Here is a 24545-nt window from a genome sequence, read left to right as displayed (position 1 = left end):
ACGTAGATCACCATGCGGTGCCCCAAGGCGCCGCCGAGAAGATGGCTGGAGCAGCGAATCCGATGACCGACGACAACGACCGCCCCACCGGCGCCTCCTACGCGGCGGCGGGGGTGGACATCGAGGCCGGAGACCGGGCCGTCGAGCTGTTCGCCCCGCTGGCCAAGAAGGCGAGCCGCCCCGAGGTGATCGGCGGCCTCGGCGGGTTCGCCGGGCTGTTCGCGCTCAAGGGCGGGTACAAGGAGCCGCTGCTCGCGGCGTCCACCGACGGCGTCGGCACCAAGATCGCCGTTGCGCAGGCCATGGACAAGCACGACACCCTCGGCCTCGACCTGGTCGCGATGGTCGTCGACGACCTCGTGGTGTGTGGCGCCGAGCCGCTGTTCCTGCAGGACTACATCGCCGTGGGCCGGGTCGTGCCGGAGCGGGTCGCCGAGCTGGTCAAGGGCATCGCCGACGGCTGCATCATCGCAGGCTGTGCGCTGCTCGGCGGCGAGACCGCTGAGCACCCCGGGCTGATGGCGGACGGCGACTACGACCTCTCCGCCACCGGCGTCGGCGTCGTCGAGGCGGATGCCGTGCTCGGCCCGCAGCGCGTGCGCCCCGGCGACGTGGTGATCGGCATGGGCTCGTCGGGCCTGCACTCCAACGGTTACTCGCTGGCCCGCAAGGTGCTGCTCGAGATCGACCGCATGTCGCTCGGCGGCCACGTCGAGGAGTTCGGCCGGACCCTCGGTGAGGAGCTCCTCGAGCCGACCAAGATCTACGCCAAGGACTGCCTGGCCCTGATCGCCGAGACCGACGTGCGCACGTTCTGCCACGTCACCGGCGGCGGCCTGGCGAACAACCTGGCCCGGGTCATGCCGAAGGGGCTCGTCGCCGAGCTCGACCGCGGCACCTGGAGCCCGGCGCCGGTGTTCGCGATGATCGCGCAGCGCGGCCGGGTGGAGCGGGCCGAGATGGAGCAGACGTTCAACATGGGCGTCGGCATGGTCGCCATCGTGGCGCCCGAGGACGTCGACCGTGCGCTGGCGGTGCTGACCGCCCGCCACATCGACTGCTGGACGCTCGGCACCGTGGCCAAGGCATCGGACAAGCAGGACGGGACCGACCTGGTTCGCATGGTCGGGGACCACCCGCGCTTCTGATCCGACTGGACAAACGAACGGACCGTTGACCACCCTGGCGGGAGGTCAACGGTCCGTTCGTTTATGTGATCAGCAGATCGAGATTGCACGCCGACCGTACATGCCGAAATGCGGGGGAGCCGGTGGGCTACCCCGCATTCCTGTACTGCGCCGTGTCAGCGGCGCCAGTCGTCGTTTTCGTCGTCGTCCCAGCGCGACGCAGTGTCCTCGGAACGCTGGTCGGCGAGGACCCCGTTCCGGTGGGAGCTGGACGAACCTCCGGACAGTTCCTTTTGCAGGCTGTCGAAGTTCGTGGACGGCGAGCTGTACTTGAGCTCGCGTGCAACCTTGGTCTGCTTTGCCTTAGCCCGGCCGCGGCCCATGGCCAACCCCCTCGCGCTTCCGCGGGGCGGCCTGGGAATTTTTGGCGGCCCCGTTTGAGTGTGTATTTCTTCCTGACACACACTCTAGCCTGAGAACTCGGCGGGCGCTCCCACCCCAGGCCGGGTTGGGTGTCTGATTTATCTCAGAATGCCCGGAATCGCCCGGATCGTGCCCACCCGAACACCCCCACCCAGTACCGGTGGCGAGGCGAGTTCGGCCAGATCCTCGGTCCAGGCGACCCCGAGCCGGTGCAGCAACGCGGCCGTGAGCGGCAATCGGGCGCGTTCGCCGCCGTCGTCGATCTTGAGCGCGAAGGAGGTGCCGTCGGGCAGCGCGCCCGCGTGTACCCCGTCGGCGCCCACCTTGCAGAGCAGGCCCGGTACGGCGCTCATCAGCAGGAAGTCGTCGTGTCCGGTGCCGGACACCAGCCACGGTTGTTCGCGGACGGCATCGGCCACCGCCCGTTCCTGGCTGCCTGCGGCCGCGGTGACCAACGCGGCGAATCCGCGCGCGAGGGCGGTGAGCGAGAGCGGCACGATCGGAAGGCCGCAGCTGTCGATGCCCAGCTCGGAGTCCGTCTCGCCCGCCAGTTCGGTGATGGTGTCCACCACGGCCAGCTGGATGGGGTGTGCGGGCTCCAGATAGCTCTCCAGCGGCCAGTCGCGGGCCACGCAGGCCGCGAGCATCGCCGCGTGCTTTCCGGAGCAGTTCATGAAGATCCGCCGCGGTAGCGCCCCAGAGGCGAGCACGCGGGCCCGTGCGGTGTCGTTCGAGGGCAGCTCGGGCGGGCAGCGCAGCTGGTTCTCGGCGAGCCCGTTGCGGGTGAGCAGCCGGTGCACCACCGCCACGTGCTCGGGCTCACCCTCGTGGGAGCCGGCGGCGATCGCCAGTTCCCGGTTGTCGGCCGGGTCGAATCCGCTGCGCAGCAGGGCCACGGCCTGCATGAGTTTGTTCGACGAACGGGGGTAGATCGGGGTGTGCACCTCGCCGAGGGCCAGGATCACCTCGCCGTCCCGGTCCAGCACGACGACCGAACCGCGGTGCACGCACTCGCGGAAACCGGAGCGATCCACTTCGACCAGTTCGACGCTCAATACTCCACCTGCACCTTCCGTCCGGCGATCCGTCGGCGTGCCTTGTCTGCGACAGTAGGCGACAGGTCGGGCTGTTGCTCGAGCATTGCGGCCAGACCTTCCTGGTTCCGCCCGGTGAACAGGTCGCGCACGGTCACCCCGTGGGCCGGCACGTGCACGCGGTGGATCGCATCGCCGGCGGTGACCAGGCCGCCGCGGACCACCCGCAGGTAGGCGCCGGTGTCGGCGCGGTCGGCGAAGCGCTTGACCCAGCGGGGTTCGCCGGACCACACGCCGAAGGTGCCGCACGGGGTCCGCGGGCCGCTCACCTCCAGCTCGGCCGCGAGATCGCCGTCACCCAGTCGCCAGCGTTCGCCGATCACCGCGTCGCTCGCGGCGATCCCGCTGACCCGGAGGTTCTCGCCGAACCAGCCGGCGGGCAGCGGGCGCCCCAGCTCCGATTCCCATCGCTGCGCCTCGTCCTGCTGGTACGCGTACACCGCCTTGTACGTCCCGCCGTGGAACTCGGTGTCGCAGATGTGGTCCCCGGTCAGCCCCGCGGGCCCGATGCGTACCGGCCCGTCGACCGGGCGCTTGTCGATCGCGGTGCGCGGCACCCGCTTGGTGCCGCTGTCGCGCTCGGCGTGCACCACGCAGACGGCCTCGACGCGACCCGTGCCGCGTCCCGTGCCGCTCACCGGCCGCGCAACCGGTCGACGGCGGCCCTGCCCGCCTGCACGGCGTCGTAGCTGGGCACGGATTCGGCATCGATCGAGGCGGCCACCGAGCCGGCGAGCAGCGCGGTGTCGGCGGGCACGGTGCGCTTGATCAGGGCCAGTGCGATGGGGCCGAGCTCGTGGTGGTCGACGACGGTGCCCAGGTGCCCGACGGCCCTGCCGTCCGCGGTGACCGGGTCGCCCGGCTCCGGACGGGTGTCCGCGGAACCGTCGAGATGCAGCAGCACCAGGTGCCGGGGCGGCTTGCCGAGGTTGTGCACCCGGGCGACGGTCTCCTGCCCGCGGTAGCACCCCTTGTCCAGGTGCACGGCCCCGTGCTCGTCGATGCCGCCGATCCAGCGGGCCTCGTGCGGGATGGTGCGCTCGTCGGTGTCCACGCCGATCCGGGGGCGCACGGCGGCCACCCGCAGGGCCTCGAACGCCCAACTGCCCGCGGGCGCGGCGCCCGCGGCGGTCAGCGTCTCCCACCAGTGGGAGAGCCGCTCGCGGGGCACGATCAGATCGAAGGCGTGCTCGCCGGGCCACGGCATCGAGCGCAGGAAGCCGCCGCCGGGCAGCGCAACCGCCCCGTAGACGGGCGGAAGTGCGGCGATGCCGAGCGCGGCAAGGAGTTTCGGCCGGCGCACATCGGGTCCGAGCAGGCTCAGGACGGCCATCTCGGGCGCGGCGGCCGGCTCGGCCTTCGCCCAGAACACCATCTTCTGGAGGAAGGCCAGGAGTCCGGGGCCGTGGGTGGGCTCGGTGTCGATCCAGGTGACCCCGTCCAGATCGGTGAGCACGAAGTGCTCCTCGACCCGGCCGTTGAGGTCCAGGCTCAGATTCTCTGCGGAACCGCCGTCGGGCAGCTGCGCGATGTGCTGGCTGGAGATGGTGTGCAGCCAGGTCAGGCGCTCGGCACCGCCGATGGAGAGCACGAAGCGATTCGAGCGGTCCACGATGGCGGCGCCGGTCTCGGCGTTGCGTTGCTCGCGCAGCGGGTCGCCGTAGTGCCAGGCCACCCCGGCGTCGAGGGAATCGTCGGGACCGGCGACGGCGCCGGGGAGGGACAGCAGTGGACTTGGGGCGACGCTCGGCGACTCGGACACAGTTCCATAGTAGGAGCGTCCGGCCTCGGCCGGTCGGTCGTCCTAGGCTGTTGGCATGGCCCCGCGCGTACTGGTGACCCTCGACGGCAAGGTGCACGACCCCGATGTCCCGCTGCTCTACGCGGACGACCTGGCGGCCGTGCGTGGTGACGGAGTGTTCGAAACCGTGCTGGTGCGAGGCGGTTCCCCGTGCACCATCGAGCTGCATCTCGAACGGCTGAACTCCTCCGCGGCTGCGATGGACCTGCCGGAGCAGGACCTGGACCGCTGGCGCGCCGCCGTGAAGACCGCCCTCGCGGAGTGGGACGGCGACGGCGAGGGGCTGATGCGGCTGGTGCTCAGCCGCGGCCGCGAGATCGGCGGGGGGCCGACCGGCTACCTCACGATCGGCCCCATCGACGTGCGGGTCGCGGCCGCAAGGCGCGACGGGATCGCGGTGGTGACCCTGCCCCGAGGGTTCTCGGTGGACCTGGCGGCGCTCGCCCCCTGGCAGCTGCTCGGCGCGAAGACGCTGTCCTACGCGACCAACATGGCGGCGCTGCGGCACGCGAACTCGCTTGGCGCCGACGATGTCATCTTCACCAGCAGCGAGGGTCTCGTGCTCGAGGGCCCCCGCTCCACGGTCGTCATCGCGCGCGGACGCACCCTGATCACCCCGCCGATCGACCAGGGGATCCTGCCGGGAACCACCCAGCGGGCGCTGTTCGAGATCGCGGGCGAGCATCGGTTCCGCACCGAGGTGGCGCCGCTGCGGCCCGCGGATCTCATTCTGGCGGACGGTGTCTGGCTGCTCTCGAGTGTGACTCTCGCCGCACGGGTGCGGGCGCTGAACGGCCGGGTGACGGCGGTGCCGGAGATCGCCGAGGAGCTGTCGGCGCTGGTCGACCTGTCGGCGGAGACCGTAGGGGCGATGCCGGACGCCGTCTGAGCGCGGTCGGGGACGGCGTGGGCGACTTGACTCCGCTACTACTGTCGGTAGTAGATAAAGGCCTGCGGCAAGAGGTCGCAGGACGTACCTTTTGAAGCGGGACTGAGGCGTCAGCCCACGACTCGGCCCCGGTCACGCCTGTCCTACGGGCACTGCATGGGAGAAGCCATGGACGCACTGGACGTATCTCGGTGGCAATTCGGAATCACGACCGTCTACCACTTCATTCTCGTCCCGCTGACGATCGGGCTCGCCCCGCTCATCGCGATCATGCAGACGATGTGGGTGATCACCAAAAAGGATCACTGGTATCGGCTCACCAAGTTCTTCGGCAAGTTCTTCCTCATCAACTTCGCACTCGGCGTCGCGACCGGCATCGTGCAGGAGTTCCAGTTCGGCATGAACTGGAGCGAGTACTCGCGCTTCGTCGGTGACGTGTTCGGCGCACCGCTGGCCCTTGAGGGCCTGGTCGCCTTCTTCCTCGAATCCACCTTCCTCGGTCTGTGGATCTTCGGCTGGGGACGCTTGCCGAAACTCGTTCACCTGGCGACGATCTGGTTGGTCGCGATCGGCGTCAACGCGTCCGCGTTCTTCATCATCGCCGCGAACTCGTTCATGCAGCACCCGGTCGGCGCGCGGTACAACGAGGAGCGCGGTCGCGCCGAGCTGACGAGTATCTGGGAACTGCTCACCAACAACACGGCTTTGGCGGCCTTCCCCCACGTGGTGGCAGGCGCGCTCCTCACCGCGGGCACGTTCGTCGCGGGCATCGGCGGTTGGTCGATGGTGCGCAGCATGCGGAGGGCCAAGGAGGCCACCGATCCGGCGGTGGCGGCGGAGCACGAGAACACCGGCCGGACGATGTTCCGCCCGGTCACCATCCTCGCCCTGTGGGTGATGGTGGCCTCGGGTGTCGGCCTCGCGATCACCGGCGACATCCAGGCCAAGCTGATGTTCGAACAGCAGCCGATGAAGATGGCTTCCGCGGAATCGTTGTGCCACACCGAGACCGGCGCCGACTTCTCCATCCTGACGGTCGGAACGCAGAACAACTGCGAGAACATCACCCAGCTCATCAGCATCCCCGGTCTCACCTCGTTCCTGGCGAACGGCGACCCCAACTCCACCCTCCAGGGCGTCACCGAGCTCCAGGCCCAGTACGAGGAGCAGTTCGGACCGGGCAACTACAAGCCCAACCTGTTCGTCACCTACTGGACCTTCCGCGCGATGATCGGCTGGGCCGCGGGCTCTGCCGTGCTGGCGGTGGTCGGGCTGTGGATGACGCGCGGCGGCCGGGTCCCGGACAAGAAGTGGTTCGGCTGGTTGTCCCTCCTGGCCATCCCCACCCCGTTCCTCGGCAACAGCGCCGGCTGGATCTTCACCGAGATGGGCCGCCAGCCCTGGGTGGTGCACCCGAATCCGACCGGGGTGGACCAGATCCGGCTGACCGTCGACCAGGGCGTGTCGGATCACCCGACCAGCCTCGTGGTCTTCTCGCTGATCGTCTTCACCCTCGTCTACGCCGCTCTCGGCGTGGTGTGGTTCATGCTGATCCGGCGCTATGCGATCGCCGGACCGTCCGACCACGACAAGCATCCGCCGGGCGATGAGCAGGAGCCCGAGGAGCCGGGCGAGCCCAAACAACTGTCGTTCGCGTACTGAGGCGGGAGAAGACCATGGGACTTCAGGAATTCTGGTTCATCCTCATCGCGGTGCTCTTCGTCGGCTACTTCGTCCTCGAGGGCTTCGATTTCGGCGTCGGCATGCTGTTCCCGGTGCTCGGCCGCACCGATACCCGCAGGCGGGTCATGCTCAACACCATCGGTCCGGTGTGGGACGGCAACGAGGTCTGGCTGATCACCGGTGGCGGCGCGCTCTTCGCGGCGTTCCCGGAGTGGTACGCAACGCTGTTCTCGGGCTTCTACATCCCGCTGCTGCTGATCCTCGTCGCGCTGATCCTGCGGGTCTGTGCGATCGAGTGGCGCGGGAAGATCGACGACGACCGATGGCGGGCACGGGCAGACTGGGGCATCATGATCGGCTCGTGGGTCCCGGCGGTGCTGTGGGGCGTGGCCTTCGCGAACATCGTGCGCGGCGTCGCGATCGACGAGAACAAGCAGGTGACGTCCGGCTTCTTCGCGCTGCTCAACCCGTACGCCCTGCTCGGTGGGGCGACAACGGCCCTGGTCTTCGCGCTGCACGGGGCGGTGTTCCTCGCCCTCAAGACGGCGGACGAGGTTCGGGCTGATGCGGTGAAACTCGCTGCGCGGCTGTCCGTTCCGACGGTGGTGGTCGCAGGCGCCTTCGTGTTGTGGACCCAGATCGCCTACGGCAAGGGATGGACGTGGATCCTGGTCGCCGTCGCCGCGGCCGCCCTGCTCGGGGTGGTCGCGCTGACCGCGGCCGCGCGTGAGGGCTGGGCGTTCGTGCTCACCTCCGTCGCGGTGATCGCCACGGTGGTGCTGCTGTTCGGGTCCCTGTTCCCGAACGTGATGCCCTCGACGATCGACGAGGCGTACAGCCTCACCATCTACAACGCCTCCTCGAGCCCGTACACGCTGAAGGTGATGACCTGGGCCGCGGTGATCATGACGCCGGTGGTGCTGATCTACCAGGGCTGGACGTATTGGGTGTTCCGTCAGCGGATCTCGACCAAGCACATCCCGCCGTCGATCGGTCTGCCCCTGAAGACGCGCTAGATGTCGCTCGACGCACCGGCCGCGCCCGCGGAGCCCACTCGCAGGCGCGGTCCGGTGGACCCCCGGCTCTGGCACTACTCGAGGTCGGCCCGCGGCTACCTGCTGCTCACGGTGGCGTTGTCCCTGGTCACTGCGGGGACGGTCATCGTGTCGGCGCTGATGATCGGCACCGTGCTGGCCGGCGTGATCACCGACCCCGACGCGCGGACGCTCGGCGCGTGGGGGACCGAACTGGCGGTGCTGGCCGCCGCGGTCGCGGTGCGGACGGTGTCCACGTGGGCGCACGCCCGATTCGCGCATCGTTCGGCCTCGAGGGTCATCGGGGAGCTCCGGGGCGAGGTGCTCGCGGCGGCAGGCGAACTGCCGCCGCGTGAGCTGGACCCGCGGCGGGGTGAGCTCGCCACCGTCCTCACCCGCGGGATCGAGGGCCTGCGCGCGTATCTCACCGGCTACCTGCCCGCGCTGATGCTGGCGGTCACGGTCACGCCGCTCACCCTGCTGGTGATCCTGTTCGCCGATCGGACCTCCGCGGTCATCATCGCGCTCACGCTGCCGCTGGTGCCGGTCTTCATGATCCTGATCGGGCTGCTCACCAAGGGCAAGGCGGCCGCCTCGCTGACCACGATGACCGCGCTGTCCGCGCAGCTGCTCGACCTGCTCGCCGGCCTGCCGACGCTGCGGGCGCTCGGCCGCGAACGGGGCCCGGCGGCGCGGGTCCGCGCGCTCGGCGACGCGCACCGGCACACCACCATGTCGGCGCTGCGGATCGCGTTCCTGTCCGCGATGGTGCTCGAGCTGCTGGCCACGCTGTGCGTCGCGCTGGTCGCGGTCAGCATCGGCCTGCGACTCGTGTTCGGCGGCATGGAACTACGCGGCGGCGTTGTCGCGCTGATCCTCGCCGCCGAGGTGTACCTGCCGCTGCGGATGGTCGGCGCGCAGTTCCACGCGGCCGAGGACGGGATGGCGGCCGCGGAGAAGGCCTTCGGGGTACTGGACGACCGGGACCCGGGCGTCGCGGGGGAGGGCGATCGCGCCGTGCCCCACGGCCCGATCGTGCTGCGCGGGGTGGGGATGCGGGCCCGCGGGCAGTGGGCCCCGCGCGGGCTGGACGCGGTCCTGGAACCGGGCCGGGTCACCGTGCTCACGGGCGCCAACGGATCCGGCAAGTCCACAGCGCTGCACCTGATCCTCGGCCTCGCGGCCCCGGACGAGGGCGAGGTGTCGGTCGGCGGGGTGCCCGTTCGCGCACTCGGCGCCGAGCAGTGGTGGCGCCAGGTGGCGTGGCTGCCGCAACAGCCGGTGCTGATCCCCGGCACCCTGCGCGAGAACCTGGAACTCACCGGGCCGGTGGCCGCCGATGCCGGTGCCGTCGACAGGGCCTGCGTGGCAACGGGATTCGATCAGGTACTGGCCGACCTCCCGGACGGCTGGGAGACGCGGGTAGGGGTGGGGGGACTCGGTCTCTCGCTCGGGCAGCGGCAGCGGCTGGCGCTGACCCGGGTGCTGCTCTCCGACGCAACGGTGGTGCTGCTCGACGAGCCGACCGCGCATCTCGATCCCGCGACCGAGGCGACGGTACTCCGGTCGGTGTGCGGCCTCGCCGCCCGCGGCCGCACCGTGGTGATGGTCGGGCACCGTGACACGGTGCTCCGAGCCGGTGACGTGGTGGTGACGGTCGAGGGGACCGACGGTGTGGACCGGGACTCGGAGGTGCAGGCATGAACGGCGATCCGCTGCTGCGCGCCCTCCGGCTGCTGGAACTGCGGCCGGGCCGGGTCCTGTCCGCGGTCGCGGCCGGCGTCGCGACCCTCGGCAGCGCGCTCGCCCTGGCCGCGCTGTCCGCCTGGCTGATCACCAGGGCCTGGCAGATGCCGCCGGTGCTGGACCTCTCGGTGGCGGTGGTCTCGGTACGCGCCCTCGGCATCTCGCGCGGTGTGTTCCGCTACCTCGAACGACTCGCCACCCACGACGCGGCGCTGCGCGGCACCACCGCGGCCCGCGAACGGATCTACCGCCGGTTCTCCACCGGCGATCCCGCCGCACCGGCCGGGTTGCGCCGAGGGGACCTGCTCGCGCGCACCGGGGCGGACGTCGACACCCTCGGCGACGTGGTGGTCCGGGCGCTGATCCCGATGGCCGTCGCCGCGATACTGGCGGTCGCGGCGACCGTCGGGCTGGCGCTGATCTCGCCGGCCGCGGCGCTGGTACTGGCCGTCGCGCTCGTGGTCTCGGGGGTGCTGGCGCCGGTGCTGTCCGCGAGGGCCGCGCGGATGGCGGAGGCGGACGGTGCGGTCGCGTCGGCGCGCTTCAGCGAGACCGCGGTGCTGGCCCTCGACCACGCCGCCGAACTCCGCGTCGCGGGCAGGCTCGGCGAGACGGTCGGCGCCGCCAACGACTGGGAGGCCCGCGCGATCAGGGTCACCGACCGGTCCGCGGTCCCGTCAGCCTTCGCTGCGGCCGCGACGCCGCTCGCCATCGGGGCGAGTGTGCTGGGGTCGCTGCTGATCGGCATCTCGCTGTACGGCCCCGACGGCGGGGCCCCCGGCGAGATGACCCCGATGGCGTTGGCGATCCTGGTGCTGGTGCCGCTCGCCGCGTTCGAGGGGACGGCCGCGCTGCCGGCGGCGGCTGTCGCGCTGACCAGGGCGAGGCTCGCGTCGGCGCGCATCATGGACCTGCTCGACCGGGCGGGGGATCCGGTGCCGACCGGGGGCGAGCCCGTCGAGGGGCCGGTGCACCTGCGTACCGAGAACCTGCGCTGCGGGTGGCCAGGCGGCGCGGTGACCGAGCCGCTGGACCTGCACCTGGCGCCGGGCGCCCGGGTCGTGGTCGTCGGACCGAGCGGCGCGGGCAAGACCACGATGCTGATGACGCTGGCGGGGCTGCTCGCCCCCGTCGCCGGGTCCCTGACGGTGAACGGGACCCCGGCCGGCTCGGTCGACGCGGACTCGCTGCGTCGCGCGGTCGGGTTCTTCGCCGAGGACGCCCACCTGTTCGACACCTCACTGCTGGAGAACCTGCGCGTCGCGGACGGCGAGCTGGACGAGGAGGGCGCGCGGGCGGTGCTCGAGAAGGTCGGGCTGGGGGACTGGGTGTCGGGGCTCCCCGACGGCGTGCACACCTCGCTGGCGTCGGGGGGCCGGTCGGTGTCCGGCGGCCAGCGTCGGCGCCTGCTGCTGGCGCGGGCCATCGCATCGCCCGCGCGGGTGCTGTTGCTGGACGAGCCGACCGAGCACCTCGACGCGGAGGCGGGCGCGGCGCTGCTGCGGGGCCTGCTCGACCGCGACGCGGGCCTGGTTGACCCCGGTCGCACGGTGGTCGTTGTGACGCATCAGCTGCCGGCGGACACCGGGGCCGACCTGGTGATCGCGGTCGGGAGCGAGTCGGCATCCGCGCAGGAAGAGGCGACGATTTAATCGATTGCCAGGCCCTCGTGGCGGGCGTACCTTCGTCCGTACACGAGGAAGGAGGTGGTCTGAAGTTGAAGAACTACAGGACGCGTGAGGTGGCTGTCAGCTAGCCGCTACCGCTGACGGTGGGGTTCCATCAACCGCGCATCGCGGCTGGCGAATCCCAGGCAGCTACCCGGCCCCCGAGTCCCCGGTCGAGTCCGACCGGGATCCGTGCGACAAACGTCCGCGCACGGGTACGGCTCGGGGGCCGTTCTGCGCTCCGCGCCTGTGAGCGATTTTCACCCCACCAGGGGTACCGATCGCGCACAGTTCGGGCAGGGGTTGGTGCCCCGCCACCCGCTGCGTTCGAGCACCGTGCGCACCTCATCGGCCACGGCACAGGGGTCGTCGGTCACCTCTTCCCAGCCGTAGACGAGCTGGTCCGTCCCGGCCAGTGTCGCCGCGTTCGTGCGGCGACGATCGCGGCGGCGCACCTTTCGCGATGAATGCCACTTGTGTCCGTCAAGGCGAACAACCGTGTCCATCCCGGATAGGGAGTATGTGACGTCTTCGTAGAGCGTCACTCCATCGACGATCACCGGGCCTTGGCGCGTCGCGTCGGGAAGTCCGTGTGCCTGCTCGACGTCGACGGCGTAGTGGGACTCGAGCACCGACTGGATCCCGCCGGCGATCGCCACGCATGCGTCGTCGATCGCGCGGTTGAACCGTCGCGGTTTGCGTTCAGCGATCCGGGATCGCAAACGGGACAGCTGGATTCCGCCATTGGTGACACTGGCGATGACGGATCCATAGGCCTGCCGGGCGGTGGGCTGAGCGACAGCGAGGTCGATCGCGGTGTCGGCGAGGGAGGTACGGGGCGGATCGGTCGGAACCGAGATGTGGTCGTAGGCCCTGGAACGGTGCACGACCACGCCAGGATGCAGTGTGTCGCCGGTTCGCGGAACAGGCTCGTGTGGGCGGGTCGGACGTCGAATTGCGGTGGTCGACTGATGATGGGCGGAGCGCCCGTAGGGCACGGTGATGTGCGTTGGTGAATCGGGGGCGATGGGCAGAAAGCCCCATTCCTCGGCCGCGGTGTCATGGCTGAGGATCGCCGCCCCGCCCCCATAGAGCAGTGCCGCGCGCAGCGACATCGGTCTGGACAGGGGCCCGGTGGTGACCGCGTAGACACCAAACAGGAGGCGCTGCCACTGGCCCGACTCCACGAGGTACTGGACGTGTTTGCGGGTGTAGCCATGCGCGCAGGCCTGGGTGGCTGACAGGACTCCATGTTGGGCGTCGAGTAGTTGTCGCAGTGCAGGCTGGGTGGGATCGGTCATGCAACGGACGGTTGCCCGGACCAGTGACAGCGTGGCTGGGCGACACCGCGCACCGAGGCCTGGCTGTGGATGAATTCACTCCTGTGCACGACCAGGACTGTGAGCGAACTTCACCCCAGCTGGGGTATCGATCGCGCACGGGCGGCGAAGCCGCCGCTAGCCGATGTAGCGGGAGAGGCGGGCCGAGAGGTGCGGCTTCAGCGGACCGTCGGCGAGGATGCGCTCCTCGACGTAGGCGAGGTCGCCGCCCTCGACGATGCCGTACAGGCGCTTGGCGCCGCCGACAAGGGCGCCCTGCTTGCTGCGGATGACCACGTCGGTCGCGAGCTCCCAGCTGGACTGGGTCAGCGCCTGGCCGTAGTACAGCTCGACGACCCCGGAGCTGTGCGTGAGCAGCAGCTCGACGGTCTCCTCGTCGATGCTTCCCGGGATGCCGTCTCCCGCGACGCGCCAGTATCCGCTCTCGCGCAGGTCCGGCCGGACGTACTCACCGTCGGCGTCGAGAACCCAGGTCTGCGAATCCCAGTGCAGGTAGTTGCCGCCGTCGTGCGAGACCACGATCTGCTGACCGAAGCGGTACTCGCCGTCGGTCGGGTTGTTGGCCTCGCCCTCGCCGCGCCAGACGCCGACCAGGGGGAGCAGCGCGAGCATGCCGGGGTTCAGGTCGGGGCCGAGCCGCAGGTTGGCGGTGTCCTCGGGGATGGGGAGGCCGGGCAACACCGGGATGTTGCGCGCGCTGGTTTCCTTCGCGCGCTCCTCGGCGGCGGCTACGGCCCGATCGCCGCTGCCGCGCTGCACGTGCACCGCATCAGACGGCGCACCCTCGCCCGAGTGGGGCTGCGCACCGTCGTCAGGACCGGTCTGGCTCACGACTCGTCGGTCACCAGGCGGTACACGACGTACAGCGAGAACCAAGCAATCAGCACGGAGGCGAAGGCGAGTAGAACCTCGAAGAAGATGACCACGGGATCAGTGTAAACCGCTGCGTCGCAGCCGCATGCCGTGGGTGCCGACTGCATGGGAAACACCGAAGCGGCCCCGCTCCCTGGTGGGGGAGCGGGGCCGCGTGGCCGAACTGTGCACGCATTTCACCCCGGTTGGGGTGCGGAATCGCGCACGGGCGCCGGAGGCGCTTACTTCGAGACGGTGATGTCCACGTTGTGGACGCCGTTGCCCTCGGGGGTGACGGTGGTGTCGCCGTTGCCGGTGCTGGACAGCGCACGCACGGTCCAGGTGCCGGGGGCGGCGAAGAACCGGAAGTCGCCGGTGCCCGAGGCCACGACCTCGGCGGTGAACTCGCCGGTGCCGTCGAGCAGACGGACGAACGCGCCGCCGACCGGCTGGCCGTCAGCGGCCAGCACGCGGCCGGTGATGACGGTCTCCTTCTCGACGTCCACGCCCGCGGGCAGGGTCTGGCCCTGAACAGGTGCTCCACACATAACTAGGCTCCCAACTCGATCGGTGCACCCACGAGGGAGCCGTACTCAACCCAGCTGCCGTCGTAGTTCTTGACATTGTTCTTACCGAGGATCTCCTGCAGCACGAACCAGGTGTGGCTCGAGCGCTCGCCGATGCGGCAGTAGGCGATCGTTTCCTTGCTCTCGTCGAAGCCCTTCTCGGCGTAGAGCTTCGTCAGGTCCTCGTCGGACTTGAAGGTGCCGTCCTCGTTGGCGGTGGTGCTCCACGGGATGTTGATGGCGCCGGGGACGTGGCCACGCTGCTGCGCCTGCTCCTGCGGGAGGTGCGCGGGCGCGAGGATCTTGCCGGAGAACTCGTCGGGCGACCGCACGTCGACCAGGTTCTTGTTGCCGATGGCGTTGATGACCTCGTCGCGGAAGGCGCGGATGGAGGTGTCCGGCTCGCCGGCCTGGTAGGTGGTGGCCGGGCGGACGACCTCGTCCTTCGACAGCGGGCGGCCGTCGAGCTCCCACTTCTTGCGGCCGCCGTCGATCAGCTTGATGTCCTGGTGGCCGTACAGCTTGAAGTACCAGTACGCGTACGCGGCGAACCAGTTGTTGTTGCCGCCGTAGAGGACGACGGTGTCGTCGTTGGCGATGCCCTTGGCGGACAGCAGCGCGGAGAACTGCTCGCGGTTCAGGAAGTCACGACGGACGCCGTCCTGCAGGTCCTTGCGCCAGTCGAGCCGGACAGCACCCTCGATGTGGCCACCGTCGTAGGCCGAGGTGTCTTCGTCGACCTCGACGAAGACCGTCTTCGGTGCGGTGAGGTTCTGCTCGGCCCAGTCGGCAGAGACCAGGACGTCGGAGCGAGCCATGGTTTTCCTTTCGATACTTCTTGCGTGGGTATGAGGGGTGGTGCGGCCTAGACCGCGATCGAGGTCGAACTGCGGAAGCGGGCCACGAGCGGGTAGATCTGGCAGCCGAGGCAGAACGCGAAGGCCGCGTTCAGCAGTGCGGCGAAGAGGGCGAAGCCGGTGGCGACGGTGCCGACGACCGTGAGGCCGGTGAGGAAGCCGATCACGCCGACGACGGCGAAGGCGAGCCCGACGAACTGAGCGAACCGCAGCGGGGCGACCGGCTCTCGCTCGGTGACCGGGGACAGCCGCGGCGCGACGAACCGGGCGAACACGTGGCCGTACGGGCTGTTGCGGGGGCCGCGGGCCGCGCCGAGGCCGAAGACCACGGCCTGCGCCGCGAGCAGCAGGCCTGCCGCGACCAGGGAGAACGTCGACAGCACGAGCACGGCCACGAGGACACCGGTGGTGATCCAGGCCGCGAACCGCGGACCGCGGACATCGACCTGGTCGGCACTACCGGTGCGGGACCGGGAGGTGGTGGAGGTGGACATGGGAGAGAGCTCCTGCGCTTGAAACGGATGCCTTGACGTGCGGAGATGAACCGCGGGTATTCCGGATTGCGATCACGGCGCGATGCTCAGGCAGAAGGTGCCGGATGAGCGGAGAACGTCAGCCGTGTGATCAGCAGCAGGTACAGCAACAACCGCCGAGGCGGCACAGATCAACTGTGCGGCGTCGGGTGAGCATGAGCTCCTGGCTGGTTTGCACGAGGAGGAGCTTACCCGTTTTCGGGCTGGTGTGAATCCCCGGGTCCGCACAGGGGGAGCAGTGCGGCCCGCAGGTCGCCGGCGGTCGGGACCCCGGACACCCGATACCGCTGCGCCCCCGCGGCGTCGAAGATGAACGTGGTCGGCAGCGACAGGACGCCGAGTTCGGCTGCGAGCGCGGGGTTCTCGTCGATATCGACCTCGATCTCCACGGCCCGCGTCGTGCCCGGGTCGAGTTCCCCGTCGAGCGTCTCGAGGACCTGCCCGATCACCCGCCGGACGGCCGCGCACGGCCCGCACCAGTCGGCGGAGAAATGCAGGACCGCGGGGCCCGCACCCGCCACCCCGGCCTCGGCCAGCAGGGCGCGGCGGGCGTCGGAGCCGGAATCGGACGGGGTGGTGGCCCGCACCGCGCCCGATCGGGCCCGCAGCACCAGCCCCGCCGCTGCGGCCGCGACGAGGACAAGCGCGAGGACGAGCAGGCCGGTCACGGTGCCTGCAGATCGTCGAGGTTGATCACCACGTTCTCGCCCGAGCCCTCGATCACGACCTGCGATCCCTCCGCATAGACCTTCGTGGGCAGCACGCCGAAGGGCAGCTGCTGGGCCTCGACGGTGCGGGTGAACAGCCCGAGCACGGCCGGCTTGAACGGTGCGGGGACGGTGAAGTCCGCCTTGCCCTCGGGGCCGAAGTAGAGGTCGGTGGCGACGATCTTGACGTCCTCGCCGTCGAGCAGCAGGTCGGCCTGCACGCTGACGGCCGCAGACAGCGGCCCGATCGGAACCGTGCCGGTCAGCACCACGCCTCCGGACGTGGTCATCCCCGAACCGCCGGATCCGCCGGTGCCGTCGGACTTGTCCGCAGGCGGTGCGGACACCTGGAGGTCGGGGATCCCGAGGAACTGGCCGAGTGCGGTGGCGTCGATCAGGATCCGCCCGTCGAGCTGGTCGACGGGGACCGTCTTGACGCTGCCGTTCACCAGGTCGGACGCGGGAATGTTCACCCCACGCAGGTTCGCCTCGATGGTGACCTCGCCGAGAATCTGGCTGTCGACGCCCCGCGCGCGGATCTCGACATTGTCGTATTTGCCGTTCACGGCCTGGGTCAGGAAGGGGAAGCCGCCGATGGTCACGGCGGGGTCCGAGTTCAGCTGGCCGCCCTCGCGCAGGCTCCGCGAGACCCGGTACTCGGAGTAGGCGGCCGCGCCGAAGTCGACGACCACCGCGAGCGCCACGAGCAACACCAGGCTGAGAATCAGTTTCCGCACCGCACCATTGTTGCTGACCGGAACGGGGCTGCGTGGGGTGCCCGCCGGGCACGACACGTTAGTCTGTTCGAGTATCGCGTCACTGTCGGCCGTGCCCGGGCACATGAAACGGCGAGAAGGGGAGGCCGCGTGGAGCTGCTCCTGCTGACCTCGGACCCACACCCTGAGTCGGTGCTGCCTTCACTTGCGCTCCTGGCACATACCGTGCGACCTGCCCCGACCGAAGTCGCCTCGCTGCTCGAGGCCGGATCCGCGGACGTCGCGCTCGTCGACGCCAGGACCGATCTGGCTGCCGCGCGCGGCCTGTGTCGGCTGCTCGGCAGTACCGGGTCCGCGGTTCCCGTTGTGGCGGTTCTCACCGAGGGCGGACTGGTCGCGGTGAACGCGGACTGGGGTCTCGACGACATCCTGCTGCCCGGCACCGGGCCCGCCGAGCTCGACGCCCGGCTCCGGCTCCTCGTGGGGCGCAGCGGCGGCGTCGCCAGCCCGGAGAGCTCCGGCAAGATCACGCTCGGCGAGTTGGTCATCGACGAGGGCACCTACACGGCGCGGCTGCGTGGCCGCCCGCTCGACCTCACCTACAAGGAGTTCGAGCTCCTCAAGTACCTCGCGCAGCACGCGGGCCGCGTGTTCACCCGCGCGCAACTGCTGCAGGAGGTCTGGGGTTACGACTTCTTCGGCGGCACCCGCACGGTGGACGTGCACGTGCGACGGCTCCGCGCCAAGCTCGGCCCTGAGTACGAGGCCCTCATCGGCACCGTCCGCAACGTCGGCTACAAGGCCGTGCGGCCCAGCCGAAAGTCCGGCACCGTGCCCCAGCCCGCCGACGACCAGGGCGACGACGACGGTGGCGCGGTCGACGATTCGGAGCTGACGCCTGCCAACGGGACGGTCCTGTAGATGCCAGAGGCGGCCAGGAGCTGGTTCTATCTGCTCGACGACGACCAGGTCGCGCAGGTCCACGGTGTGCTGGACCGCGCGCTCGCTGCGGACGGGACCGCGCCGCTCTCCGAGCAGGCCGTGCACCACATAGCGGGTAAATCGGAACTGTCGCGGCACCTGCTGTGGACGCTCGACGATTCGATCGTCGGCTACGCGAGTCTCGAACCGCCCCACGGGGAGCACCCGGCGATGGTGGAGGTCGCCGTCGACCCGGCTCATCGGGGAACCAAGATCGGCCGGGGGCTGGTCAGGGAGGCCCTGGCGAAGGGCGGCGAGGGCGCCCGGGTCTGGGCCCACGGCGACCTGCCTGCCGCCCGTGCGGTCGCCGCGCATCTCGGCCTGCGTCCCGTCCGCGAGCTCTTGCAGCTGCGTCGACCGCTGGACCGGCCGGAACTCCCGGACGTCGCCGTTCCCGACGGCGTGATCCTGCGGACCTACGCGGGGCCCGAGGACGACGCCGAGTTGCTGCGGGTCAACGCCGCTGCCTTTGACTGGCATCCCGAGCAGGGATCGTGGACCGACAGGGAGATCGCCGAGCGGCGCGCCGAATCCTGGTTCGACCCCGAGGGCCTGTTCATCGCGGCCGACGCGGAGACCGGCGCCTTTCTGGGATTCCACTGGACCAAGGTGCACCCGGTGACGTCCGAATCGGACGAGCTCGGCGAGGTGTACGTGGTGGCGGTCGACCCGGCGGCGCAGGGCAGGGGCCTCGGTCGACTGCTCACCGTCGCGGGCTTGCGCTACCTGCGCGAGCGGGGCCTCGGGACCGTGCTGCTGTACACCGAGGCGGACAACGTCGCCGCGCTGCACACGTACGAGAGGCTCGGATTCGAGCGGTTTCACGTGGACGTCGCCTACGCCTGACGGGCTGTTTGCCGTGGCACGGGGTGAGATCTGCCTCACCCGGCCATGAGTTCACCCTCCGTTCACCATTCTGGGACGCTCTGTCCACCACCTGCCCCTACCTTTCTCGTTGGGCGGCGCCGTGCTGCCTGGTGCAGCGCTGACGCGGACTGCGCCACGGAACACCGCCCGATACGGGCGTGAAGTTGAGCCTCCCGGAGGAAATAGCGTGAACCTCAAGCGCAGTGCTGCGATGTTCGGTGTGCTGGCCGCAGGTGCCATGGCCCTGACCGCGTGCGGCAGCGACGACAACTCCGCCTCGGGCACGACGGTGGACACCTCCGCCTCGACTGCCGCCTGTGAGGGCAAGGACACGCTGTCCGCGGCCGGTTCCTCCGCGCAGAAGAACGCGATGGACGCCTTCACCTCCACCTACATCGCCGTGTGCAAGGACAAGGGCAAGACCGTCAACGTCGCCTACAACCCCAGCGGCTCCGGCGACGGGCGCACCCAGTTCATCGCCAAGCAGATCGACTTCGCCGGCTCCGACTCCGCCATCAAGGCCGAGCAGGCTGCCGCTGCCAAGGAGCGTTGCGCCGGCAACGACGCCTGGAACCTGCCGCTCGTCTTCGGCCCGGTCGCCCTCGCCTACAACATCGACGGCGTCGACAACCTCACGCTCAACGGCGAGGTCATCGCCAAGATCTTCAACGGCGGCATCAAGAAGTGGAACGACCCGGCCATCGCCGCGCTCAACAGCGGCGCCACCCTGCCGGACCAGGACATCACCGTGATCGTCCGCTCCGACTCCTCGGGCACCACCGACAACTTCCAGCAGTACCTGACCACCGCCTCGAAGGGCGCGTGGACCCAGGGCGCCGGCTCCGACTTCAAGGGCGGCATCGGTGAGGGCGCCAAGGGTTCGGCAGGCGTCGCGCAGGCCGTCGCGGGTGCGCCCGGCTCGATCACCTACGTCGAGAAGTCCTTCGCGGACCAGAACAAGCTCAAGGCCGCCCAGATCGACAGCGGCGCGGGCGCGGTTGCGCTGACCGAGGACTCGGCGAGCAAGGCGATCGAGGGCGCGGCCTTCAAGACCGAGGGCGTCGGCGACCTGACGCTCGACCTGAACTCGATCTACGGCACCACCGAGGCAGGCGCGTACCCGCTGGTCCTGGCCACCTACGAGATCGTCTGCTCCAAGGGCTACGACGCCGACACCTCCGCGGCCGTCAAGTCGTTCCTGACCAGCGCCGCCAACGAGGGCCAGTCGGAACTGTCCGCACAGGGCTACGTGCCGCTGCCCGCCACGGTCAAGGACAAGCTGAACGCGTCCATCTCGGCCATCGGCTGAGTGTTCCGACCGGTCCAGGCTCTATATTCAACGAAGAAGATTGCGAGCGCAGATGAGCGACGCGCCCACCCAATCGGCACCTCGCACCCCCACCCCCGGTGATGCCGGGGCCGGGGTGGGCGGTCCGCTCGGAACACCGGAGGCACCGATCACTCCAACACCTGCAGCCTCGTCCAAGACGGTGACGCGCCCGGGTGACCGGGTCTTCACCTCGATGGCGACCGGCTCGGCCGTGTTCATCTCGGTGCTGATCGCCGCGATCGGTGCGTTCCTGGTGTGGCGGGCGGTGCCCGCACTCGCCCGCAACGAGGTGAACTTCCTCACCAGCAGCGCGTGGGACACCGACAACATCAACAGCATGGCGTTCGGCGTCCTGGATCTGTTCCAGGTCACCGTGCTCGTGTCGGTGTTCGCCCTCGTGCTGGCCATGCCGGTGGCGCTCGGCATCGCGATCTTCCTCACCGAGTACTCGCCGAAGCAGCTCGCGCGGCCGCTGGCGTACGTGATCGACCTGCTGGCCGCCGTGCCGTCGATCGTGTACGGCCTGTGGGGCCTGCTGATCTTCGCCCCCGCGATCAAGCCGCTGGCCGTCTGGCTCAACGAGAACCTGTCGTGGATCCCGTTGTTCGCCACCGGCTCCGGCTCGATCGCGGGCGGCGGCACGATCTTCACCGCGGGCATCGTGCTCGCGGTGATGATCCTGCCGATCATCACCGCGGTCACCCGTGAGGTCTTCGTGCAGACCCCGACCTCCCAGATCGAGGCGGCGCTGGCGCTCGGCGCCACCAAGTGGGAGGTCGTCAAGACCACCATCATCCCGTTCGGGAAGTCCGGCTACATCAGCGGTTCCATGCTCGGCCTCGGCCGGGCGCTCGGCGAGACGATGGCGCTCTACATGATCCTGCGCACCACCTCGAAGGCGTTCGGATGGTCGCTGTTCGACAGCGGTTCCACCATCGCCTCGAAGATCGCGCTCGGCTACGCCGAGTTCAACAACGAGATCCAGGCCGGCGCCTACATCGCGGTCGGCCTCGTGCTGTTCATCCTGACCTTCGTGGTCAACGCAGCGGCCCGCGCCGCGATCGCCGGAAAGAGGGCCTGACATGACGGTGACCCTCGATCGACCCGTCAAGAAGCCGACCTTCCAGGGTGTCAGCGGGCGGCGACGCTTCGCCGACATGACGGCGGCGGTGCTCGTGACCCTCGCGGTGCTGGTCGCGCTGGTGCCGCTGGTGTGGGTGCTCTACACCGTGATCGTCCGCGGCCTGCCCGCGATGACCAGCGCGACCTGGTTCACCAACTCGTTCAGCGGCCTGTCCGCCTCCGCCACCGGCGGCGGCATCTACCACGCCTTGATCGGAACCCTGATCCAGGGACTGGTGTGCGCCGCGCTGTCGATCCCGCTCGGGCTGTTCGTCGCCATCTACCTGGTGGAGTACGCGGGCCCGTCGAAGCTGGGCCGGCTCACCACGTTCATGGTCGACATCCTCAGCGGTGTCCCCTCCATCGTGGCCGCGCTGTTCATCTACGCCCTGTGGATCGCGACCTTCGGCTTCCCCAAGTCCGCGTTCGCGGTGTCGCTGGCGCTGGTCCTGCTGATGGTCCCCGTGGTCGTCCGCAGCACCGAGGAGATGCTCCGCATCGTGCCGCAGGACCTGCGCGAGGCCTCCTACGCGCTCGGCGTGCCGAAGTGGAAGACGATCATGCGGATCGTCGTCCCCACCGCGCTGCCGGGCATCATCACCGGCGTCATGCTGGCCCTTGCCCGCGTGCTCGGCGAGACCGCGCCGCTGCTGATCCTGGTCGGCTACGCGCCCTTCATCAACTTCGACATGTTCAACGGCGAGATGGGATCGCTGCCCGGCGTCATGGTCGCCGAGATGAACAACCCGACCGACGCCGGCGCCAGCCGTATCTGGGGCGCGGCGCTCACGCTGATCATGCTGATCGCGGTGCTGAACATCGCGGCGAAGGCGATCGGTCACCTCTCCCGGGTCCGGAGCAAGTGACCACGATGAGGGCAGGAGCGAAGCCTGCGCAGCGACCGAATCTCAGTACAACGCTCACACAACCCCGAGGGAGCCACCATGGCCAAGCGTCTTGATCTCAAGGACGTCAACATCTACTACGGCAAGTTCCACGCCGTCGCGGATGTGGGTCTGTCCGTGCCCCCGCGCAACGTGACCGCCTTCATCGGCCCCTCCGGTTGCGGCAAGTCGACGGTGCTGCGCTCGCTCAACCGCATGCACGAGGTCACCCCCGGTGCTCGCGTCGAGGGCGCCATCCTGCTCGACGGCGAGGACATCTACGGCTCGCAGGTCGACCCGGTCGGTGTCCGCCGCACCATCGGCATGGTGTTCCAGCGTCCGAACCCGTTCCCCACCATGTCGATTCGCGACAACGTGGTGGCCGGGCTGAAGCTGCAGGGGGTGCGCAACAAGAAGCAGCTCGACGAGGTCGCCGAGCAGTCGCTGCGCGGCGCCAACCTGTGGAACGAGGTCAAGGACCGTCTCGACAAGCCCGGTGGCGGGCTCTCGGGCGGCCAGCAGCAGCGTCTGTGCATCGCCCGCGCGATCGCGGTCTCGCCCGACGTGCTGCTGATGGACGAGCCGTGCTCGGCGCTCGACCCGATCTCGACGCTGGCCATCGAGGACCTGATCACGGAGCTGAAGAAGGACTTCACCATCGTGATCGTCACGCACAACATGCAGCAGGCCGCCCGGGTCAGCGATCAGACCGCGTTCTTCAATCTCGAGGCCACCGGCAAACCGGGCCGGCTCGTCGAGATCGACGACACCGAGAAGATCTTCTCGAACCCGACGCAGAAGGCCACCGAGGACTACATCTCCGGCCGCTTCGGATAGGCGATCAGTCCGGCGACCTGACCAGCCGGACGTGGGTGACGGCGGGCGAGCTCACGAGTTCGGCGCACTCGTAGCCGTTCGCCCCACCGTCGAGCCGGTCGAAGAGCCGCTCGCCGCTCCCGAGCAGGATCGGCACGATCGCCAGGTGTAGCTCGTCGATCAGCCCGGCGCGCAGGTACTGCTGGATAGTGTCGGCTCCGCCGCCGATCCGTACATCCAGGCCTGCCGCCGCGTCGAACGCCCGCTCGAGCGCCGCCTCGATTCCGTCGGTCACGAAGTGGAACGTCGTCCCGCCCGCCATCTCGACGGACGGGCGCGGGTGATGGGTGAGCACGAAGGTGTCGTGATGGTAGGGCGGGTTGTCGCCCCACCATCCGGTCCACTCGCCGTCTCCCCAGCCGCCGCGGATCGGTCCGAACATGTGGCGCCCCATGATGGTCGCGCCGATCCCATCGTCGCCGCGGGCGAGGAAGGCGTCGTCGAGGCCCTCGTCACCGCCGTCCTCGCCGAGCATCCTGCGGCCGGTCCTGGTCGCGAACACCCACTCGTGGAGTCGCTCACCGCCGACCCCGAGCGGGTTGTCGGCACTCTGGTCCTGGCCCGCCGCGTATCCGTCGAGCGAGATCGCGAGGTTGTGTACGCGCAGCTTCGGCATGGCTGTCTCCCCATGGGTCGGTGGATCCTGTCGGTGGGTAGACCAGGTTCGGCTGCCGAACTCATCGCGGAGCAGACAGACGCCCCGACCGGGAACGGTCGGGGCGTCTGTGTCGGTGGTCGGGTGGGACCCGGTGTGGTCAGGACTCCAGCGAGGTGGTCTCGTCGGGGTCGACGGGCATCTTGCCGGTGACCAGGAAGATGACGCGCCGGGCGACCTCGACCGCGTGATCGGCGAAGCGCTCGTAGAACCGGCCGAGCAGGGTGACGTCGACGGCCGCGGCCACGCCGTGCTTCCACTCCCGGTCCATCAGGACGCTGAAGAGGTGGCGGTGCAGATCGTCCATCGCGTCGTCCTCCTCGCGGAGCTTCGCGGCCCGCTCGGGGTCGCGGGTCTCGAGGACCTCACGCGCGCCTGCCCCGAGTGCGACCGCGATCCGGCCCATCTCGGCGAAGTAGCCGTTGACCTCCTCGGGGAGCACGTGGTTCGGATGTCGGCGGCGCGCGATCTTGGCGACGTGCAGCGCCAACGCCCCCATCCGGTCGATGTCCGAGACGATCTGGATTCCGCTGACCACGGACCGGAGGTCGCCGGCAACCGGCGCCTGCAGCGCGAGCAGGGCGAACGCCCGCTCCTCGCAGGCGACGCTGAGCTCGGTGATCTGGTCGTGATCGCTGATGACCTGCTCGGCCAGCGACAGGTCGGCCTGGAGCAGCGACTGCGTCGCCCGCTCCATCGCCGCGCCAGCCAGGCCCGCCATCTCGCCGAGCATGTCGGCGAGCTCGGTCATCTGTTCGTTGTAAGCCACGCGCATGGAATCAAAGCCTACGGTGT

25 protein-coding genes are annotated in these 24545 nt (G+C 69.6%); 12 read left to right on the top strand and 13 right to left on the bottom strand.

Annotation, left to right across the window (positions count from 1 at the left end; translation table 11 throughout):
- The first annotated feature begins 62 nt into the window (after positions 1–62).
- The gene (purM, locus tag BR31_RS0125450) at positions 63–1148 is read left to right on the top strand and encodes a phosphoribosylformylglycinamidine cyclo-ligase (protein WP_027503405.1); all 1086 of its coding nucleotides are present in this window, start codon (positions 63–65) and stop codon (positions 1146–1148) included.
- A 155-nt stretch (positions 1149–1303) separates the two neighbouring features.
- Here the strand turns inward: purM and BR31_RS0125445 are convergent, their stop codons facing one another.
- The 4 genes from BR31_RS0125445 to ygfZ all read right to left on the bottom strand — a co-directional run bounded on the left by BR31_RS0125445 (position 1304) and on the right by ygfZ (position 4406).
- Positions 1304–1510 carry a DUF3073 domain-containing protein gene (locus tag BR31_RS0125445; RefSeq protein ID WP_027503404.1) on the bottom strand — a complete coding sequence of 69 codons (207 nt, stop codon included), beginning with the start codon at positions 1508–1510 and terminating at the stop codon, positions 1304–1306.
- A gap of 138 nt (positions 1511–1648) precedes the next feature.
- Positions 1649–2605, bottom strand: a complete 957-nt coding sequence (locus BR31_RS0125440; RefSeq protein ID WP_027503403.1) for an asparaginase — start codon at positions 2603–2605, stop codon at positions 1649–1651.
- Positions 2602–3282, bottom strand: a complete 681-nt coding sequence (locus BR31_RS0125435) for an MOSC domain-containing protein (RefSeq protein WP_027503402.1) — start codon at positions 3280–3282, stop codon at positions 2602–2604. Before BR31_RS0125435 ends, BR31_RS0125440 begins: the two co-directional genes overlap by 4 nt.
- On the bottom strand, positions 3279–4406 hold the full coding sequence (ygfZ, locus tag BR31_RS0125430) for a CAF17-like 4Fe-4S cluster assembly/insertion protein YgfZ (RefSeq protein WP_027503401.1): 1128 nt from the start codon (positions 4404–4406) through the stop codon (positions 3279–3281). Before ygfZ ends, BR31_RS0125435 begins: the two co-directional genes overlap by 4 nt.
- A gap of 55 nt (positions 4407–4461) precedes the next feature.
- Between ygfZ and BR31_RS0125425 the strand changes: the two genes are divergently transcribed.
- The 5 genes from BR31_RS0125425 to cydC all read left to right on the top strand — a co-directional run bounded on the left by BR31_RS0125425 (position 4462) and on the right by cydC (position 11449).
- Positions 4462–5334: an aminodeoxychorismate lyase gene (locus BR31_RS0125425; protein WP_027503400.1), complete on the top strand. Its 873-nt coding sequence runs from the start codon at positions 4462–4464 to the stop codon at positions 5332–5334.
- 168 nt (positions 5335–5502) lie between these two features.
- Positions 5503–6996 (top strand): cytochrome ubiquinol oxidase subunit I, encoded by a 1494-nt coding sequence (locus BR31_RS0125420; protein ID WP_027503399.1) that lies wholly within the window; start codon positions 5503–5505, stop codon positions 6994–6996.
- A 14-nt stretch (positions 6997–7010) separates the two neighbouring features.
- Positions 7011–8033, top strand: a complete 1023-nt coding sequence (cydB, locus tag BR31_RS0125415; RefSeq protein ID WP_027503398.1) for a cytochrome d ubiquinol oxidase subunit II — start codon at positions 7011–7013, stop codon at positions 8031–8033.
- Positions 8034–9755 carry a thiol reductant ABC exporter subunit CydD gene (gene cydD / locus BR31_RS30190; RefSeq protein WP_051637738.1) on the top strand — a complete coding sequence of 574 codons (1722 nt, stop codon included), beginning with the start codon at positions 8034–8036 and terminating at the stop codon, positions 9753–9755.
- Entirely contained in the window at positions 9752–11449 is a 1698-nt protein-coding gene (gene cydC, locus BR31_RS0125405) for a thiol reductant ABC exporter subunit CydC (protein ID WP_027503397.1), read from the top strand. Before cydD ends, cydC begins: the two co-directional genes overlap by 4 nt.
- Positions 11450–11724: 275 nt before the next feature.
- Here cydC and BR31_RS0125400 read toward each other — a convergent pair whose 3' ends face one another.
- The 7 genes from BR31_RS0125400 to BR31_RS0125365 all read right to left on the bottom strand — a co-directional run bounded on the left by BR31_RS0125400 (position 11725) and on the right by BR31_RS0125365 (position 17056).
- Entirely contained in the window at positions 11725–12765 is a 1041-nt protein-coding gene (locus tag BR31_RS0125400) for a type IV toxin-antitoxin system AbiEi family antitoxin domain-containing protein (RefSeq protein WP_027503396.1), read from the bottom strand.
- 156 nt (positions 12766–12921) lie between these two features.
- Positions 12922–13563, bottom strand: coding sequence for a heme-binding beta-barrel domain-containing protein (locus tag BR31_RS0125395; protein WP_027503395.1), 642 nt, complete (start codon positions 13561–13563; stop codon positions 12922–12924).
- 335 nt (positions 13564–13898) lie between these two features.
- Positions 13899–14204, bottom strand: coding sequence for a DUF1416 domain-containing protein (locus BR31_RS0125385; protein ID WP_027503393.1), 306 nt, complete (start codon positions 14202–14204; stop codon positions 13899–13901).
- Positions 14205–14206: 2 nt separating this feature from the next.
- Complete coding sequence (locus BR31_RS0125380; RefSeq protein WP_027503392.1) at positions 14207–15040, bottom strand: sulfurtransferase; 834 nt, start codon at positions 15038–15040, stop codon at positions 14207–14209.
- A gap of 47 nt (positions 15041–15087) precedes the next feature.
- Positions 15088–15573, bottom strand: coding sequence for a DUF4395 domain-containing protein (locus tag BR31_RS0125375; protein WP_027503391.1), 486 nt, complete (start codon positions 15571–15573; stop codon positions 15088–15090).
- A 227-nt stretch (positions 15574–15800) separates the two neighbouring features.
- Positions 15801–16280: a thioredoxin family protein gene (locus BR31_RS0125370; RefSeq protein ID WP_027503390.1), complete on the bottom strand. Its 480-nt coding sequence runs from the start codon at positions 16278–16280 to the stop codon at positions 15801–15803.
- Entirely contained in the window at positions 16277–17056 is a 780-nt protein-coding gene (locus BR31_RS0125365; protein WP_027503389.1) for an LmeA family phospholipid-binding protein, read from the bottom strand. Before BR31_RS0125365 ends, BR31_RS0125370 begins: the two co-directional genes overlap by 4 nt.
- A 129-nt stretch (positions 17057–17185) precedes the next feature.
- Here BR31_RS0125365 and BR31_RS0125360 point away from each other — a divergent pair, with 129 nt between their 5' ends.
- From BR31_RS0125360 to pstB, 6 genes are all read left to right on the top strand, one after another.
- A complete protein-coding gene (locus tag BR31_RS0125360; RefSeq protein ID WP_027503388.1) occupies positions 17186–17956 on the top strand; it encodes a winged helix-turn-helix transcriptional regulator in 771 nt (256 codons plus the stop codon).
- The gene (mshD, locus tag BR31_RS0125355; protein WP_027503387.1) at positions 17957–18862 is read left to right on the top strand and encodes a mycothiol synthase; all 906 of its coding nucleotides are present in this window, start codon (positions 17957–17959) and stop codon (positions 18860–18862) included.
- Positions 18863–19070: 208 nt separating this feature from the next.
- The gene (gene pstS, locus BR31_RS0125350; RefSeq protein ID WP_027503386.1) at positions 19071–20192 is read left to right on the top strand and encodes a phosphate ABC transporter substrate-binding protein PstS; all 1122 of its coding nucleotides are present in this window, start codon (positions 19071–19073) and stop codon (positions 20190–20192) included.
- A gap of 52 nt (positions 20193–20244) precedes the next feature.
- The gene (gene pstC, locus BR31_RS0125345) at positions 20245–21294 is read left to right on the top strand and encodes a phosphate ABC transporter permease subunit PstC (protein WP_027503385.1); all 1050 of its coding nucleotides are present in this window, start codon (positions 20245–20247) and stop codon (positions 21292–21294) included.
- A gap of 1 nt (position 21295) precedes the next feature.
- Positions 21296–22201, top strand: coding sequence for a phosphate ABC transporter permease PstA (pstA, locus tag BR31_RS0125340; RefSeq protein ID WP_027503384.1), 906 nt, complete (start codon positions 21296–21298; stop codon positions 22199–22201).
- 78 nt (positions 22202–22279) lie between these two features.
- Positions 22280–23056: a phosphate ABC transporter ATP-binding protein PstB gene (gene pstB / locus BR31_RS0125335; RefSeq protein WP_027503383.1), complete on the top strand. Its 777-nt coding sequence runs from the start codon at positions 22280–22282 to the stop codon at positions 23054–23056.
- Between the two features lie 4 nt (positions 23057–23060).
- On the opposite strand, the gene BR31_RS0125330 is transcribed toward pstB, so the two are convergent.
- Complete coding sequence (locus tag BR31_RS0125330) at positions 23061–23711, bottom strand: dihydrofolate reductase family protein (protein WP_027503382.1); 651 nt, start codon at positions 23709–23711, stop codon at positions 23061–23063.
- Positions 23712–23850: 139 nt separating this feature from the next.
- Complete coding sequence (gene phoU / locus BR31_RS0125325; protein ID WP_027503381.1) at positions 23851–24525, bottom strand: phosphate signaling complex protein PhoU; 675 nt, start codon at positions 24523–24525, stop codon at positions 23851–23853.
- Positions 24526–24545: the final 20 nt, after the last annotated feature.

It is taken from the genome of Rhodococcus sp. UNC363MFTsu5.1 (assembly GCF_000686785.1).
Lineage (GTDB): Bacteria > Actinomycetota > Actinomycetes > Mycobacteriales > Mycobacteriaceae > Rhodococcus_G > Rhodococcus_G maanshanensis.
Note: the sequence above shows the minus strand (reverse complement) of the source record. Positions and strands in the feature narration are given on the sequence as shown.

Coding starts and splice junctions, on each gene's coding strand:
- purM (WP_027503405.1), top strand. CDS start 63: ATGACCGACGACAACGACCGCCCCACCGGCGCCTCCTACGCGGCGGCG.
- BR31_RS0125445 (WP_027503404.1), bottom strand. CDS start 1,510: ATGGGCCGCGGCCGGGCTAAGGCAAAGCAGACCAAGGTTGCACGCGAG.
- BR31_RS0125425 (WP_027503400.1), top strand. CDS start 4,462: ATGGCCCCGCGCGTACTGGTGACCCTCGACGGCAAGGTGCACGACCCC.
- BR31_RS0125420 (WP_027503399.1), top strand. CDS start 5,503: ATGGACGCACTGGACGTATCTCGGTGGCAATTCGGAATCACGACCGTC.
- cydB (WP_027503398.1), top strand. CDS start 7,011: ATGGGACTTCAGGAATTCTGGTTCATCCTCATCGCGGTGCTCTTCGTC.
- cydD (WP_051637738.1), top strand. CDS start 8,034: ATGTCGCTCGACGCACCGGCCGCGCCCGCGGAGCCCACTCGCAGGCGC.
- cydC (WP_027503397.1), top strand. CDS start 9,752: ATGAACGGCGATCCGCTGCTGCGCGCCCTCCGGCTGCTGGAACTGCGG.
- BR31_RS0125400 (WP_027503396.1), bottom strand. CDS start 12,765: ATGACCGATCCCACCCAGCCTGCACTGCGACAACTACTCGACGCCCAA.
- BR31_RS0125385 (WP_027503393.1), bottom strand. CDS start 14,204: ATGTGTGGAGCACCTGTTCAGGGCCAGACCCTGCCCGCGGGCGTGGAC.
- BR31_RS0125380 (WP_027503392.1), bottom strand. CDS start 15,040: ATGGCTCGCTCCGACGTCCTGGTCTCTGCCGACTGGGCCGAGCAGAAC.
- BR31_RS0125375 (WP_027503391.1), bottom strand. CDS start 15,573: ATGTCCACCTCCACCACCTCCCGGTCCCGCACCGGTAGTGCCGACCAG.
- mshD (WP_027503387.1), top strand. CDS start 17,957: ATGCCAGAGGCGGCCAGGAGCTGGTTCTATCTGCTCGACGACGACCAG.
- pstC (WP_027503385.1), top strand. CDS start 20,245: ATGAGCGACGCGCCCACCCAATCGGCACCTCGCACCCCCACCCCCGGT.
- pstA (WP_027503384.1), top strand. CDS start 21,296: ATGACGGTGACCCTCGATCGACCCGTCAAGAAGCCGACCTTCCAGGGT.
- pstB (WP_027503383.1), top strand. CDS start 22,280: ATGGCCAAGCGTCTTGATCTCAAGGACGTCAACATCTACTACGGCAAG.
- BR31_RS0125330 (WP_027503382.1), bottom strand. CDS start 23,711: ATGCCGAAGCTGCGCGTACACAACCTCGCGATCTCGCTCGACGGATAC.
- phoU (WP_027503381.1), bottom strand. CDS start 24,525: ATGCGCGTGGCTTACAACGAACAGATGACCGAGCTCGCCGACATGCTC.